This window comes from Bremerella cremea, assembly GCF_039541315.1.
In the GTDB taxonomy this organism is placed as follows: Bacteria; Planctomycetota; Planctomycetia; order Pirellulales; family Pirellulaceae; genus Bremerella; species Bremerella cremea.
Genome location: NZ_BAABFZ010000004.1, coordinates 540464 through 556158, shown reverse-complemented (window position 1 = coordinate 556158; position 15695 = coordinate 540464). Strand labels below are relative to the sequence as shown.

The window sequence follows — 15695 nt, the reverse complement described above, 5'->3', positions numbered from 1 at the left end:
TTGTCCCGACAGCCGCCGCCCGTTAAAAGCGGCGGCATGATCCAGAATTATGTTCGGGCCAACTCGATTCTTGCTTCGCTGCTAGCACTCGCCGCAGCGGTCACCCTTCTTTGTGGAAGTGGCTGCCGTAGCGTCGTCAGCGATGATCATGCGCTCGAAACCTTGGCCAGCGAACCGTCCCCAGAGCAACCGAAGTCGCTTCCCGGCAAGCTCACATCCACGCCAATGGACGAAGCGGCGAAGCCTGACGTTGCCGTGACCGAGGCTGAAGCGATCCTCGCGGCGAATGTCATTCAATCGAAGAAGAACGACTTTCGCCCTCGTAAAATTTCGTCGCGGGGCTGGTATCACGACGCGGGAACACCTCTTTACCGGGCTATTCCCACCGGCACGCATCTGTGGCGACATCAGTCCCTCGAACGGCTGCTGGATCAGCCAGAATCACCTTGCGACACACTCCTCGCTGGCACACGGTCTACCGATGCGGAAGTTCAATCGACGGCCATGATCGGACTGGCTCGCCTGGGTGAGTCGGTCGACCCGGCGGCACTCGGCCAGTTGGTCGAAGATGAAACGACCACTTCCGCCACGAAAGCTGCCTTGCTGGAAGCCATCGTCCTGCAACCAACGCAAATAGCTCGACCTGTCGTGGCTGGCTTGTTCGATCGACGCGAGGCGTTGCTCTCTTCGGTTCAGATCGAAGGCGAAGACGCGGTCACCCTGCTGGAACAACAGCTTTGGGTCGCATTGGCGGCCGTATCGCAGAAGATCGAAGACGATCCGCAGTTCATTGATGCGTTCGCTCAGCAGAAGCCTGAGATTCAGGAAACGATCCTCGATCTGCTCCTGGTCGCTCACTGTCGCCAAGTGCCGGAACCAATTCAACAACGATTCGGCACCATGTCGACCCAGGCAATTCGTCGTGTCGGACTGTGGCCAGCCTATTTGCGATCGGTCGCTCCGGTTGATCGCCTGCTCGAACAAACGCGCTCGGCCGACTTCCCCACACGCGAAGCCGCGACGATCGGCCTGGGTCGCGAAGGCTCGAAGGAAGCGCGGGAAGCCCTCGAAGCGATTACCGAAAATGATTCGACGCTTGTGCAAGTCGCTGCCGTGATTGCCTGGGCTCAACTGGACGATCACCTGCATTGGACTCGCCTGGCGGAAGCCCCCTCTTGGCGAGTTCGCCTGGCGGTGGCCGAATTCATTCCGATCGAACCTCGCCATCAGTTCGCCATCGAGAAGCTCAGCGAAGACAACAGCCGCCAGGTCCGCGAAGCGATCGAAGCCCGGGCAGGCATGCTGGTTTCGCGAAAGTCGGATGACGCCGACGACGAGCCGAAGCCAATCGAACGCGTCGAACTGTCTCCCGAGGAAGCGATCACCATACTCGACTTGATCGACCAGTCCCAACATGCCGCAGATGAGTCGCAGCGCGTGAAGGCCCGGCAAACGTTGCTGCTGGAACCAGCCAAAGTGCTGACCGCTGTTGATCAAGCTGCCGAACAACTGGCCAACTACGAAAACGACTACCTATTCCAGGTCTTGTTGCCCCAGTGCGATCCGCTCTACCGCCGATTGGAAGAAGCGATCTCTGACCGCCCTCAACTGGCTCTCGGCGCCGCGCGACAATTGGCACAACACGCCACGCAGCATCCTTTGCCGGAACTGGTTGTCTGGCGGATCTACCGGAACATCGACCGCTTCACACCGATGACATGGCCGGTGCTGTTGGAAATGGTTCACGATGATCAGCGTCCCCCTGCCGAAGCGATCGTTCGTCGGGCCTTGGGAACCGATCTTACCCAAGTACGTATCGCGGCCTATGAACATGTGTCGCGATATCCTTTGCCGGATGTTGCTTCGCAGTTGTGCGATGGCCTCGAACATGAGATGCCTGCGGTTCGTATCGCGGCGATCGAAGCCTTGCAGCAGCTTCAGCGCGATGGCGATCGTCATCGTTTCGCCGAAATGCTGCTCGATAGCGACATCGATGTTCAACTGGCTGCGTGCCGGGCCTTGGATCAGTTTCAAGATCCACGCGGATCAAGCCATTTAAACCGCATGACCTATTCGTCGTCGAAGACGGTTCGCTTGCTGGCCGTCCAATCGATCGCGGCCCGCAACAACGATTCGGATATCCCCACTTTGATCCGAGCCTTGGACGACGAAACGGCTATCCGCAGTGCGGCTCTCGACGGACTGTCCAGTCTTGTCCCGAAAGGACAGCACCCAGGGCAGATTTCTCCGGCCGATTCGCTGGATGCCCGGTGTGCTGCGTGGAAAAACTGGTTCGACCGTCAGGCCTCGTTCCAGTAAGCCAATTTCTCCGGTGCCAGGGCTTGGCTCCGCACAACCCTTCCCGCCTCGGCGCGTTATAATTCCTTCGTCCGGGAGCACCCCGCATGTTACGCTCCCCTAATGGTGTTACGTGGTCCAGATGGCATACCCTTGCCGAAGGCCCGGGACGAAACGGACGGAGACATGGCCCCGAATTCCAGCATCAAGCTCAGCTTCCCCGAGAAGGACATCGCTCGCCTTACGTTCGACCTGCCTGACAAAGGGGCGAACATCCTCAGCCATCCGGTGATGGAAGAGTTGGCAGGCCATCTCGACGAACTTGCCAAACGTGACGATATCGTTGGCGTGATTCTCGATTCCGCGAAGCCCAGTATTTTCATTGCTGGTGCCGACATTCGCGAGTTCGCTGCATCGATGGAAGTCGATACCAAGCGAACCTACGAGATGTGCCGCTGGGGGCAAACCCTCTTCGGGCGACTGCATACCAACAAATGGATCACCGTTGCTGCCATCAACGGTACCTGTGTCGGTGGCGGTACCGAACTAGCCCTTGGCTGCGATCGCCGCGTGGTCACGACGCACGATAAGACCGAGATCGGCTTGCCGGAAGTGAAGCTCGGCATCTATCCCGGTTGGGGTGGTACCGTGCGACTTTCGCGATTGGTCGGCCTGGGCAATGCGGTGAAGATGATCACCTCGGGCGAAAGTGTCTCTCCGCAGAAGGCTCTCGAACTTGGCTTCGCGGATGACATGGTTTCGCCAGAGCACCTCTTGGCGGCGGCAATCGGCATCATTCGCGAAGAAGAAAAGACCGGTCAGTACAAGCAAGACCGAGCCCAACGCGTTCAGCCGATCTCGATCAACGAGACCGAACTCGGTTTCATGGGGGCGACCGCATCGGCCTACATTCAGCAGCAGACCAAGGGGCAATACCCTGCACCATTGGCCGCTCTGGAAACGTTGCTCGGCGGAGCGATGCTCGATGCTGAAGCGGCCTTAGAGCTCGAAGCCCAGGGGATGGCCAACCTGTTCGGCACCCCGGTCAATGCGGCGCTCATCAACGTCTTCCTCCTGACCGATCGCAATAAGAAAGATAGCGGTGTCGCTGGCGATGGGCCGCAACCTCGCAAGCTGCAATCGGCCAGCGTGATCGGTGCCGGGATCATGGGGAGCGGGATCGCGGCCGCTAACTTGAAACGTGGCCTGGCAGTCAAGCTGAACGACGCCAACGCGGAAGCACTACAGCGTGGTGCCAGTGCGATTTTGGACGAGGTTTCCTTCGACAAAGCGACCCGCAGCAAGAGTGTCGAGCGAGCCATCGAGTATGCAGGTCGTCTTCGCAGCACGACCAATAGCGCTGAACTTCTCGACAGCGATATCATCATCGAAGCGGTCGTCGAGAATCTCGAACTGAAACGTAAGATCTTCGCCGGTCTCGAAGAAAACCTCCCCGAGACCACCATCCTGGCAAGCAACACGTCGACCTTGCCGATCACCAAGCTCGCCGAAAACCTGAAGCACCCAGAACGCTTCGTCGGGATCCACTTCTTCAACCCAGTTCGCAAAATGAAGCTGGTAGAGGTGATCCGGGGCGAGAAAACTTCGGACGAGACGGCCGCGACCGCCGTCGCCTACGCCAAGGGTCTCGGCAAGTTTCCGATCGTGGTCAACGATGGCCCTGGCTTCCTGGTGAATCGACTGTTGTTCCCTTACATGAACGAAGCGACGCAGCTTCTTCAGGACGGGGTCGATATGAAACGGATCGACAAAGTCGCGGTCAAGTTCGGCATGCCGATGGGGCCGATCGCCTTGTACGACATGGTGGGCATCGACACTTCGTTCTATGCCGGACGAACCATGTACGACGCCTTCCCAGATCGCACGCTCGTTTCCCCGATCTTGCCCGCGTTGATCAAAAACGAACGCCTTGGCACGAAAAAGGGATACGGTTTCTATAACCACGAAAAAAAGAAGGGACGTCCCGAGCCAGATCCAATGGCATTGGAACTGATTGCCCGTTATGTCGATCCGCCGCAGCGAGAAATCACCGATGCCGAGATCGAACATCGCTTGATTTTGCCAATGCTGTTGGAAGCGACACGAGCGTTGGACGAAGGCGTCGTTCGCGATCCGCGCGACGTCGATCTAGGTTTGATCTTTGGGATCGGGTTCCCACCGTTCAAAGGTGGGCTGCTCTTCTGGGCCGATACGGTCGGGGCGAAGACCCTCGTCGAATGGCTCAAGCCGTTGGAAGAAATCGGCAAGCGTTTTGTCCCCACCGAAATGCTGCTCGATATGGCGAAGAACGACAGCAAGTTTTACGACCGAGCGTCGAACTAGTTCACCGATGCATCCCCTCGTGCGTTGCCGGAAGACGCAAGTGTTCTGGCAGTGGCCGAAGTCATAATAGAAAGCAACATCATGAATCAGGCCGTAATCATTGACTGTGTGCGAACACCGATTGGCCGTGCTCATCCTGAGCGAGGTTATTATCGCGACGTGCGAAGCGACGACCTGGCGGTTCATTGTGTCGAAGCCTTGATGAAGCGAACCGGCATCGATCCCAACGAGATCGAAGACGTTCTGTTTGGCAATACGCAGCAAACGCTCGAACAAGGCTTGAACGTTGCCCGCATCATCGCCCTGACGGCCGGGCTTCCCGTGACTGCCGCCGGTGCGACCATCAATCGGCTTTGCGGCAGCAGCCTGCAAGCCTTGAATCAGGCCGCCCACAGTATCCTGGCCGGTGCCGAAGATGTTCAGATCGTCGGCGGTCTCGAACACATGACCCATGTGCCGATGGACCACGCATTGGACATCAATCCGAAGCTGTACCACCACACTTCGGAAGCGGCGCTGCATATGGGGATCACCGCGGAGTTTCTGGCACAAACGCAAGGTATTTCGCGAAAAGCCCAGGACGAGTTCGCCCTCGGCAGTCATCAAAAAGCAGCGGCCGCAATCGAAAGCGGCAAGTTCCAGAACGAAATCGTGCCGACGCATGGCCGCACAGAAGAAGGCGCCCGGCAACTTCTGACCGTCGATCAATGTGTGCGACCAGATACCAGCCTGGAAGCCTTGTCCGCGCTGCGTCCCGTCTTTATGCCCGATGGTGGCACGGTGACCGCTGGGAATGCCTCGCCGATCAACGACGGGGCCTCGGCCATGTTGATGATATCGGATGCCTCGGCCAAGCGACTGGGTCTGAAGCCCATGGCTCGCGTCGTGGCAACCGCCGTGGCTGGCGTCGAACCTTCGGTCATGGGCACCGGTCCGATTCCGGCAACCCAGAAGGCATTGAAGCGAGCCGGGTTGACGCTCGATCAAATCGATCTTGTAGAACTGAACGAAGCGTTTGCCTCGCAGTCGTTGGCATGCATTCGCGGGCTCGGCTTGGACGAATCGAAAGTCAACGTGCATGGCGGTGCCATCGCGATCGGGCATCCCCTAGGTTGTTCCGGAGCACGTATCAGCACCACGCTGCTGCACGCGATGCAAGAACGCGGTGCAAAGTATGGCCTGGCAACGATGTGCATTGGTGTCGGTCAGGGCATTGCCACCATCTTCGAGCGTCTCGACTAACCAGCCCGGAGATCTCGGATGGATACGAGGGAAGAGCTTGCCGAGAACAGCTCGATTGCCGCGATGTTTCTGCATCGGGTTCGGGCAGGGCGCGATCTGCCTGCCCTCTGGTATCGTAAATCGGCAGACGCTCCGTTTCAGTCGGCGACCTGGGAAGATCTGCTGCACGATGTCTACGCGATCGTGCGCAGCTCGGAAGAAGCCGGACTCTACGTCGCTGGTGATCGAGCCGTACAAATCCGCGATAACAGTCGCGAGTGGATCACTTTCGACCTGGCGATGATGATGCTGGGCGTCTGGCATGTGGCCCTCAACACGCACCTGGCTCTCGATCAAATGGTTTCAGCCATTCAGCATTGCCAGCCGAGGTCGATCATCGTCGCCACACCGCAACTCCGCGACCGACTCGCTGCCGTTTTTGGCGAGATACCGATTACGCTTTCGTCTCTCTCAACCGATGACGCGTCCAAGGTAAGCACCGATGACGTGCTACAGCATCTGGAAGACCGTGTTGCACGCATCGATCCGAACTCGACCTGCACGCTGGTTTATACCTCTGGGACGACCGGCGAGCCGAAGGGAGTGATGCTCAGCCATCAAAATCTAGCCTTCGACGCCCAAGCGACTGTGCATGCTTACGAAGAAAAGCCGGTCGACAAACGGCTCAGCTTTTTGCCCTTCAGCCATTTGTATGCCCGGACATGCGACGTCTATACCTGGATCGCTCGCGGATCGCAGTTAGTGCTGGCCTTCTCGCGAGAAACGATCTTAAGCGACTGTCAGGCCACCACGCCCACGCTGATCAACGGAGTGCCATACTTCTATCAGAAGGTCGTGGAAGGCTTGAAGCTGAGTGGCAAGCTCGACGAACGCGGCTCGCTGAAGAAAGCCTTTGGTGGTGAGATCCGCATGTGTGCCAGTGGGGGTGCTCCGCTGGCGAAGTGGGTGATCGATGCTTTCGAGAAGCAGCAAATCTCGCTGCTGGAAGGTTACGGCCTGACCGAGTCGTCGCCGGTGATCACCGTTTCGACCGAAGGAGCCCATCGCCCCGGCAGTGTTGGGAAGCCGCTGGAAGGCGTCGAAGTCCGCGCGACCGAAGCTGGCGAGATCGAAACCCGCGGACCGCATGTGATGCAGGGCTATTACCAGAACGACGAAGCCACGCGCCAAATCATGGATGGCGAGTGGCTGCGGACTGGCGATCTTGGCATGATCGACGGCGAAGGCTTCCTTTGGATTACCGGTCGTCAGAAAGAGATTCTCGTCCTCTCAACCGGCCGCAACGTGAATCCAGAAGCCCTCGAGATAGCCATTGGAAGCGATCCCCTGGTCGCCCAGGTCATGGTCTGCGGCGAAGGTCGCAAATGCCTGTCTGCCTTGATCGTGCCCAACCCGGATCTGCTACGCCAACGTATCCAAGAGGCTCGGCTATGGGTTTTCTCGAAGCAACAAGCGCTCGCGCATCCCACCGTACGACAGTGGTTCCGCGACATTCTCGACTGCCAACTGGCCAATCGTTCCGACTACGAACAGGTCGGGCCCTTCACAGTTCTGGGGCAAGGATTCACACCAGCCAGCGGCGAACTGACCCCCAAGCTCAGCTTGCGGCGGTGTGAAATCCTGAAGAACTACGATGCCACAATCCAGCAGATGTACGAGCCCGCTCAGGTGTCGCGTCCCTGGTGGCGGTCTTGGTTGCCATAATCCTTTGTTAAATTAGGACTTGCGGCAAATACTTTCCGCCCAGAGCGAGCCTTGAACGAAAACATAGCGTAGAGTTAATTAGCTTGGATGCCTATTTAACGGGGGCATATTCCTCGTTAAGACAACACTCCACTTCTCATGGCGGGAGCAGCAACGATGAGCAGCGATACAACGAACTCGACCGCACCAGAAACTCCGGCGACGGAACAACAAGAGACTTCCTTTGCCGAAACCGCTTTGAAGCTGGGTGGTAAGAGCGCGGACGAGGCCCGTCGAACCGGCGCGATCGACTCAGCCGACGACCAGGTCGAAAAGCTCTTTCAGCCACAATATCAAACCGCCAATAGCCCGGCGCACCGTGCTGTGTGGGATCGAGGAATCCCGGTCGAGTTGTTCGAGTCGAACCCACTCGAAACGCCTCCTGAGATCCGCAAGGTGATGGACGACAGCCTGGAGGTGGTGCGAGGTTTTCGCAACAGCAAAACGATCACCGACGAAAAAGGTAAGATCCGCGACGAAGTCCTGAAAGCCCTTGGTGAAGCGGGCTACTGGGGTCTGCTGGTCGACAAGAAGTATGGCGGTAGCGGCACGCCCTTTCGCTCGTTCGCGCCCTTTCTGACCCAGATGGCGATGATTGATCCGACCCTCGCCGGGCTGGCTTCGGTGCATGGCTGTATCGGCGCGGTCGATCCGGTGAGTACCTTCGGCAACGAAGAGCAGAAGCAGCGTTACTTGCCGAAGCTGGCCAGCGGCGAACGTCTTTCGGCGTTCGCGTTGACGGAGCCCTGTGCAGGTTCCGACCTGACGGCGCTCAAGACGACGGCTCGGCTCGATGGCGATTCGTACGTGCTTAATGGCGAGAAGCTGTTCATCACCAATGTTGTTCCAGGACGAACGATCGGCGTGGTTTGCTTGATCGACGACGTGCCTGCGGTGCTGGTGGTCGATTTACCGGACGAAGAGAACGATCAGTTCCAATTGCGGAAGTACGGTTTGTGGGCGCTCAAGCACACCTACAACCAAGGCATCATCTTTAACAACTTCCGCGTCCCGAAAGAAAACCTCTTGGTTCCCGGCAAAGGAAACGGACTGACGATCGCCTACCATGGTTTGAACCTCGGACGTATCAGCCTGTGTGCCAATGCCGCCGGGACGATGCGGTTGATGATGGCCAGCATGATCCCATGGGTTCACTTCCGCGAAACGTACGGCGAACCGATCGCCAAGCGGGAACTGGTCCAGCGTCGTCTCGGCAAGCTGGCCGGGATGATCGTAGCCTCCGACGCCCTGGTGGCGTGGTGTTCGACGCTGATCGACGAAGGGTACCGCGGCGAGATGGAGTGTATCATCGCCAAGATCTTCGGTAGCGAGTCGCAGAAGGAAGCCGCGATCGAGCTATTCATGAAGACCCACGGCGGACGTTCGTTCCTGCATGGTCACATGTTCGGCGACAACGTCCACGAGTACCTGGCCCCATGCATTTATGAAGGGGAAGGGGAGATGCTCGGAATGGCGTTCTTCAAATCGCTGGTGAAGAAGCATGGTACGCAGTTCTTTGAACCCATCGGCAAGGCATTGCATGCCGCTGGGATTAAGAAGCCAAACCCACTTAACCCGGCTCATGCATGGGCGCTAAAGGGAGTGATTGCTCCTTACGCGTCGTGGATGATGAAGGAGTACATGGGGGGCAAACCGAAACCGAAGTTTCCGCAGATGCCTGATAACTTGAAGGCTCACGCTCAGTTCGCGGCCGATCATTTGCAGGATATGCCACTGCAAATTTCCGGCACGATGCGAAAGCATCAACTGAAGCTGGCAGATCGTCAGTGCCGCATGTCGTATCTGTCTCAGAACGTGCAGAACCTGATGACAATGCTGGCAACTGCACTTTACGCCGCCAAGCACGAGAACGAAACCGTTCGAGCTGCCGCCGATATCGCTTGCCGCGATCTGAAGCGGAAGGTTCTGCTGACGGCCCCCAGCGATCGATACTTCCGTCGCGTTTCGGAAGTCGGGGGCATGGTCGCGGAAGGAAACTTCCCGGGCGTCGACGTGCCCCCAGACGAAATCATGATGCGATATGATAAGTAGCCTCTGGTTACCTATCGCCTACGAAGGACCTCATCATTGATCAAGTTCAGTGTCATTCTTCCCGCCGCCGGTCGCAGCACACGTTTTGGCGGCGGCGAGCTTAAAAAGGTCTATGTTTCGCTACTCGGTCAGCCGGTCTGGCTTCACAGTGCCCGGCTGTTCGCGGCTCGGCCAGACGTCAGTGACGTGGTCGTGGTGATCTCGGCTGACGACGAAGCTTATTTCCGCGAGAACTTCGGCGAAGTCTGCCAAGAGATTGGCGTTCAAATCGTGCTTGGCGGCGAAACACGTACCGACTCGATCGCCAATGGTATCGACGCTCTCGACAGTTCGAGCCATTTTATCGCGATCCATGATGCCGCTCGGCCAGGGATCGACAATGCGATGGTCGATGCGGTCTTCAACGCAGCGGCCGCCAGCGGAGCGGCGATTCTGGCATTGCCAGTTCCAGGTACGCTGAAGCGGGTTTCTGCCGAAGGGACCATCTCGGAAACGGTCCCTCGCGATGGAATTTGGGAAGCCCAAACTCCCCAGGTATTTCGACGCCCGGTGATTCTCGAGGCTTACGAGAAGTTCCGCGACGAACCTGCCACGGACGATGCCAGCCTGGTCGAACGCCTCGGTCACCCGATCACGGTCGTGAAGGGTTCGTTAAACAACCTGAAAATTACGACCCAGGACGACCTGGTGGTTGCCCAAAGGTTGCTTTCCGAAAGAAGTTGAACCGTCGCCGCCGATTCGGTGTCGTCCCGTAGTGAAACGAGGCAATTTTTCATAAAATGCCCCTTTCCCAATGGTTTCGATAACTCTCTTACGGCGGCGATTTTCGGCAGATGAAAGACATTTACGCAGAACTCTCGTGGCGTGGCCTGATCAATCAAACCACCGGTGACGACTCGTTCGCTACCTGGCTCAACGAGCAGTCTCGAACCGTCTATGCCGGTTTCGATCCCACCGCCGAGTCGCTGCACGTCGGGCATATGCTCCCGCTGATGCTGCTGCGACGGTTTCAAGCCGCTGGCCATAAACCAATTGCCCTGGTCGGTGGTGCAACCGGCATGATTGGCGATCCCAGTGGTAAGAGTGCTGAGCGCAATCTGCTGTCGGTCGACCAACTGCGAGCCAACGTTGACGCCATTAAAACGCAGATGCACCAGTTTCTCGATTTCGACGAAGCTGGCAGCGGCGCGGTGCTGGTGAACAACTTCGACTGGATGCAAAGCTTCAGCTACCTCGACTTCCTTCGTGATATCGGGAAGAACTTCCCGGTCAACGTGATGATGGCCAAGGACTCGGTGAAAGGGCGTCTCGAGCGTGACGACGCCGGGCTCAGTTACACCGAATTCAGCTACATGCTGCTCCAGGCCTACGACTTCGTCCACTTGTACGACAAGCTGGGCTGCACGCTGCAAATTGGCGGCAGCGATCAGTGGGGCAACATCACCGCCGGGATCGACCTGGGACGACGGATGCGTTCGGCTCAGTTGTTCGGTATGACGTGCCCACTGCTGACCAAGAGCGACGGCACCAAGATGGGCAAGACCGAGTCAGGCGCCATCTGGCTATCGGCCGAGCGGACCAGCCCGTATGCCTTCTACCAATACTGGATCAACGTCGCCGACGAAGACGCCGGGAAGTGCCTCCGCTTCCTCACGGAACTGGAACGCGAAGAGATCGAATCCCTTGATAAGGCTCGCGTTGACGAACCTCACAAGCGCGAAAGCCAGAAGCGTCTGGCCGAGGCCCTGACCGAACTGGTGCACGGCAAGGCAGGCGTCGAAAGTGCCCAGCGGGCGACCGAGATCTTTTTCGGAGGAGAAATCGACAATCTCAGCGACAAGCAGTTGATCGAAATCTTCGCCGATGTGCCGAGCCAGCAACTGGGTCGCGATCGCCTGGCAGCGGATGGTGGATTGAACATTGTTGATGCATTGGTCGAATCAGGCCTCTGCAAAAGCAAGGGAGATGCCCGCCGAACCGTCTCGCAGGGCGGGGCTTACGTCAATAATCGCCGCATCGAAGAGACCGACAAGATGCTTGGCACGACCGACCTGGCCAGTGAAACGGTCATGGTGCTGCGAAGCGGCAAGAAGAAGTACGCTTTGTTGCGGTTTGCCGGCGAATAACCCGCAGATTGCTAGCGGCTGCTGATTCAAATTGACGCCGACCTGGGAAGTCCCTACGATTCCGACAGTGGCCCCCAACCAACAGCGGGGCCAACTCCCTCTTTCCCAGGTCGACGGTGGCGCGGTCCAAAAAGACGTTTATCGTGGTTTTTGTGGTAGCGGTCGCAATTATCGCGGCGGTGACCGGTTCGGTTTACAACGCCAGCCAGCACATCCCCGAGTTCTACGATCAGGCCCTGCATGTCGAACCGACCCTCGCCGATGAAACCGGCGAGATTCTGGAAGAGCAAGTCTTTGCGTTCACCAATCAGGTGAAAAAGCCGCGTCGCTGGTCGTTGCGTCTGACCGATCAGCAAATCAATGGCTGGCTCGCTTCGGACTTGAAAGAGAAGTTTCCAGGACTACTGCCGGAATACATCGAAGACCCACGTGTCGCCGTGAAAGGCAAGACGCTGCTGGTTGGCTGCAAATACAACGGCCAGTCGCTCAATTCGATTCTCGCGGTTTCGCTCGACTGCTTCCTGGTGGAAGGAGAAGCGAACGTCGTCGGCATTCAGCTTCATAACGTCACTGCCGGTTCGTTGCCGATACCCATTGGCCAATTGCTAACTGAGATCGATACCTACGCCGACAAGGCCGACATCCCGATTCGCTGGCAGCAGCGCAATGGCGATCCAGTCGCGTTGATCACCATTCCCGATTCCGGTAGCGAAATCGATGGCGAGATTCGCATCGATGCATTGGAACTGAAGGATGGCGAGATCCTGCTCTCTGGCGAGACCATCAAGACCGCCGAGGAAGTCCAGCAGGAAACCGAGACCGATCAGTCGGTCGCCGAAGAGGCCTCTCCTGCCCCCGGCATTTCTGAATCTTGAAGCCGCATGATCAAGCGGCCAACCAGCGTTGCCCCCGCTAGTTCGACCTCGATCTGATTGGCTTCTCGAATCACCCAGGCAAAACTTCCACGATCGGCCTGGGTCACTTCGCCACGATCTCCTGAAATGGGTCCCTCGTAGTCGAGGTACATCATTCGGTGATCAAAGTCAGGGATCGCGTCAGTTGGCTCGTTCACCAGGGGAAATTCCCACAACGTGAACGTCTTCAATACATCGCCATCTTCCAGCAGCAGATCGTAGTGATCCGGCTTGCAGGCGTGTGACGGAGTTCGATGATGCAGAATCGCGAAACGTGGCATGTCCGTTAGTATACGGTCGTGCTTTGCTCTGCGACCACGCCTTGCGGCGATTCCTGGCTTCGTATTTCGGCCCGGATCGTCTTCTTGCCAGGCGTCGACGTTTGAACATCGAAGGTCAGGCTGACCTGCTCACCCACACGCATCACTTGCAGCGGCTGAATGGCCACCGTCAGCAGATCTTGCGACTGCGATACCTGAGGACTCACTGGCCCGGTCAGCTGCAAAAACCGCATTCCGGCATCCAATCGCAAGGTGATGGCAACGTTTTCGTCGATGACGTTGCGACCATTCTTGATCGTCAGCACATAGCGAATGTTGCTACCGGCTCGCACACCTTCGTTCAGGTCGGAAAGCGACGCTTCCAACTGCCCCGTAACCGGCTGGTTGCCGCCCAGGTTGCCTTGGCCTGGCTGGCCAACCGTCGGAGGTGGTTCTGCCGTTGGGGCCGATTGAGGCACGATCTGCGTGCAGACTCGAGCATTTTCGGTTACCCCTTGGTCGGTCGTCGCGGTGACCGTATTGCATGCTGATCCAATCGGCCGATCAGAGCGAACCATCACTTCGACTACCGCTCGCTGGTTCGGCATGATCTGATCGAACGTCCAGACGGCACCGTTGGCGACGTCGCGGGCCGGGTTCGTGCGGCCGACAATCTGGAAGGCAGGGTCGACGCTCTCTTCGACACGGACATTGGTCAGCGGCGTGGAACCGGTGTTCACCAGCACGGCCTGGAACAACACGTCCTGACCGACTTCGTGAACCTCTTTGGTTCGGATTTCTAAGGTAAAAGTAGGCTCTGGAGCAGGTGGATTCACCGACACGCACGCCGTCGACGACTTCCCTTGGACACCATTGGCAGTCACCGTCAAGCGATGGCAATATCGGCCTGGTGTCTGGGTCTGGAAGGAAAGCCGACGCGTTACGGCCTGACCAATCGCAAGGGTCCCCAGATCGTTGACGATCGGGCTCGTTTCACCTGGGAAGACAAGACCTTGATCGAAGATGTCTTCCAGCTTCAAGCCCACGAGCGGCTGGTCGCCCGTGTTTCGGATAGTGACGACATACTCGACCGGTTCACCCACGATGACCGCTTCTGGGCCTTCCATGGTGAGATAGATCGCATCGACCATCACCTGGGTGTCGACACAGTCTTGGCTTTGCAGGCCAGGCTCGGCCTGGACGGTCACACAGTTCTGGATCGATCCTGACTGGTTCACTCGCGTGTTGAGGGTGATCTGGCGGAAGCCTCGAGCTTCCAGATCACCAATTTGCCACACAAGTCGGTTCCCTTCCTGCTGGGCGGCAGGCGTGCTCGATTCGTAGGTCAATCCCGGGGGAAGGACAACCGTAGCGATCGTATTTCGAGCAGCCACATCGCCACCATTCTGGACGTTGATATTGTAAACCGCCTGGGCATTGAATTCGGCGACTTGTGGACCGGTCATGTCGACAGCAAGCTGCGGAGCACTCCAGGTCACGGTCGTCACGCCTGAACCAAGCATCAGGTTTTCGGCATTGCTTTCAGGGTCAAGGTTCGGCTGAACGATCGTCACGCGAACCTGGGCCGTCCCGGGTTGATTGGAAAGGGGAGCCAGTTCGACCGTCGCGAAACCATCGGCATTGGTCTTCGTCTTGACCGGCACACCTTGTTCGGCGGTGCGGCCATTGATCAGAAATGCCGAGGCCGGGCCATCGAGCACCTCGTACATTACTTCCCAATCCGCCACCGGCTGACGGTTCGTTTGTCGCAAGACGGTTGTGCTGAGCACAGCCTTATCACCTGCCGGAACCACAACGGGAGCCGGGAACTGCCATTGCGCATCGACCCAATAGATCGTCGCGGTTTGCTGACGAGCGGGCCAATTTTCGAAGGTCGGTGCCAGAGCGGTCACACGGCTGACGCCAGGAGCGGCCGAACTGACCGACATCCAAGTTTGGCCACGCAACACACGCACGTCGTCGCCGGGCAGCTCGGTACCGCGGTCGACAGTCTTATCGCACAGCAGTGTACTGCTCGTTGCAAAGTCTGGTCCCTGGACACCGTAGTTTCGGTTCGAGACCAGATCGAACATGTTCGAGTCTTTACCGACTTCGGTGATATAGCCGACGCTCTCTCGCGACAAAATCCAATTGACCGGACGGCCTGCTTCATGAAGGTGACGCTTACGGTTCAAACCGGCGACAAGCACGACTTCCGTACCAACCGGAGCGACCACTCGCGATGGCGAAAGCTGTAAGGCTTCAGCCTCGGCCAGGTCTTTCGGTGGTTCTGGCAGCGGCGTCAACGGTGTGACACCAGGGGCGGGACATGGCGAGAGGGGAGCAGGCTGCTGGAAAGCTGGCTGCTGATTGAAGCAACCCAGGTTGCAGTCTACTGATGTCGAGTCGCCGCGGGCGAAGATTCGCTGTCCGGTTGGGTCGATCCGAGGCACATTGATCTGAGCGCACCCCGAGCCGGCGATTGCAACCCAGAGGATTGCAAGGAGCAACATTCGCTTCGTGCTTGTTGACCACCGCATGACTCTATCCATAACGCAGACGTGGAGTTCCCGACGTAGCTTGCCCAGAATGACAAGCCGTGAAAACTTAGCACGCGGTTAGGCAACATGCGGTGTTTTTTCATCATGGGATGTTGGGAAAAAACAACACGACCCGTGCGGTTGTAAGTTCCGCACGGGTCGTGTCGATGGTTTTGA

At 57.9% G+C, this 15695-nt stretch carries 10 protein-coding genes; 8 read left to right on the top strand and 2 right to left on the bottom strand.

Features of this window, described 5'->3' with window-relative positions; genetic code table 11:
- Positions 1–36: 36 nt before the first annotated feature.
- The 8 genes from ABD890_RS16880 to ABD890_RS16845 all read left to right on the top strand — a co-directional run bounded on the left by ABD890_RS16880 (position 37) and on the right by ABD890_RS16845 (position 12679).
- Positions 37–2319 carry a HEAT repeat domain-containing protein gene (locus ABD890_RS16880; protein ID WP_345092238.1) on the top strand — a complete coding sequence of 761 codons (2283 nt, stop codon included), beginning with the start codon at positions 37–39 and terminating at the stop codon, positions 2317–2319.
- A 165-nt stretch (positions 2320–2484) separates the two neighbouring features.
- Positions 2485–4641: a 3-hydroxyacyl-CoA dehydrogenase NAD-binding domain-containing protein gene (locus ABD890_RS16875; protein WP_345092235.1), complete on the top strand. Its 2157-nt coding sequence runs from the start codon at positions 2485–2487 to the stop codon at positions 4639–4641.
- An 81-nt stretch (positions 4642–4722) separates the two neighbouring features.
- Positions 4723–5883 (top strand): acetyl-CoA C-acyltransferase FadA, encoded by a 1161-nt coding sequence (gene fadA / locus ABD890_RS16870; protein ID WP_345092232.1) that lies wholly within the window; start codon positions 4723–4725, stop codon positions 5881–5883.
- A gap of 18 nt (positions 5884–5901) precedes the next feature.
- Positions 5902–7587 carry an AMP-dependent synthetase/ligase gene (locus tag ABD890_RS16865; protein WP_345092229.1) on the top strand — a complete coding sequence of 562 codons (1686 nt, stop codon included), beginning with the start codon at positions 5902–5904 and terminating at the stop codon, positions 7585–7587.
- Between the two features lie 156 nt (positions 7588–7743).
- The gene (locus ABD890_RS16860; protein WP_345092226.1) at positions 7744–9678 is read left to right on the top strand and encodes an acyl-CoA dehydrogenase family protein; all 1935 of its coding nucleotides are present in this window, start codon (positions 7744–7746) and stop codon (positions 9676–9678) included.
- 36 nt (positions 9679–9714) lie between these two features.
- Positions 9715–10401, top strand: coding sequence for a 2-C-methyl-D-erythritol 4-phosphate cytidylyltransferase (gene ispD, locus ABD890_RS16855; protein ID WP_345092223.1), 687 nt, complete (start codon positions 9715–9717; stop codon positions 10399–10401).
- A 110-nt stretch (positions 10402–10511) separates the two neighbouring features.
- Positions 10512–11804: a tyrosine--tRNA ligase gene (tyrS, locus tag ABD890_RS16850; protein WP_345092220.1), complete on the top strand. Its 1293-nt coding sequence runs from the start codon at positions 10512–10514 to the stop codon at positions 11802–11804.
- 143 nt (positions 11805–11947) lie between these two features.
- Positions 11948–12679, top strand: a complete 732-nt coding sequence (locus tag ABD890_RS16845) for a hypothetical protein (protein WP_345092217.1) — start codon at positions 11948–11950, stop codon at positions 12677–12679.
- On the opposite strand, the gene ABD890_RS16840 is transcribed toward ABD890_RS16845, so the two are convergent.
- The gene (locus tag ABD890_RS16840) at positions 12628–12999 is read right to left on the bottom strand and encodes a DNA polymerase ligase N-terminal domain-containing protein (RefSeq protein WP_345092214.1); all 372 of its coding nucleotides are present in this window, start codon (positions 12997–12999) and stop codon (positions 12628–12630) included. The two genes, ABD890_RS16845 and ABD890_RS16840, sit on opposite strands and share 52 nt — an antisense overlap.
- A 5-nt stretch (positions 13000–13004) precedes the next feature.
- Positions 13005–15491, bottom strand: coding sequence for a COG1361 family protein (locus ABD890_RS16835; RefSeq protein WP_345092211.1), 2487 nt, complete (start codon positions 15489–15491; stop codon positions 13005–13007).
- Between the last annotated feature and the right edge of the window lie 204 nt (positions 15492–15695).

What these genes read in the sequence shown, in the direction of transcription:
- ABD890_RS16835 (WP_345092211.1), bottom strand. Translation starts at nt 15,491, where the DNA reads ATGTTGCTCCTTGCAATCCTCTGGGTTGCAATCGCCGGCTCGGGGTGC.
- ABD890_RS16875 (WP_345092235.1), top strand. Translation starts at nt 2,485, where the DNA reads ATGGCCCCGAATTCCAGCATCAAGCTCAGCTTCCCCGAGAAGGACATC.
- ABD890_RS16860 (WP_345092226.1), top strand. Translation starts at nt 7,744, where the DNA reads ATGAGCAGCGATACAACGAACTCGACCGCACCAGAAACTCCGGCGACG.
- fadA (WP_345092232.1), top strand. Translation starts at nt 4,723, where the DNA reads ATGAATCAGGCCGTAATCATTGACTGTGTGCGAACACCGATTGGCCGT.
- ABD890_RS16880 (WP_345092238.1), top strand. Translation starts at nt 37, where the DNA reads ATGATCCAGAATTATGTTCGGGCCAACTCGATTCTTGCTTCGCTGCTA.
- tyrS (WP_345092220.1), top strand. Translation starts at nt 10,512, where the DNA reads ATGAAAGACATTTACGCAGAACTCTCGTGGCGTGGCCTGATCAATCAA.
- ABD890_RS16865 (WP_345092229.1), top strand. Translation starts at nt 5,902, where the DNA reads ATGGATACGAGGGAAGAGCTTGCCGAGAACAGCTCGATTGCCGCGATG.
- ABD890_RS16840 (WP_345092214.1), bottom strand. Translation starts at nt 12,999, where the DNA reads ATGCCACGTTTCGCGATTCTGCATCATCGAACTCCGTCACACGCCTGC.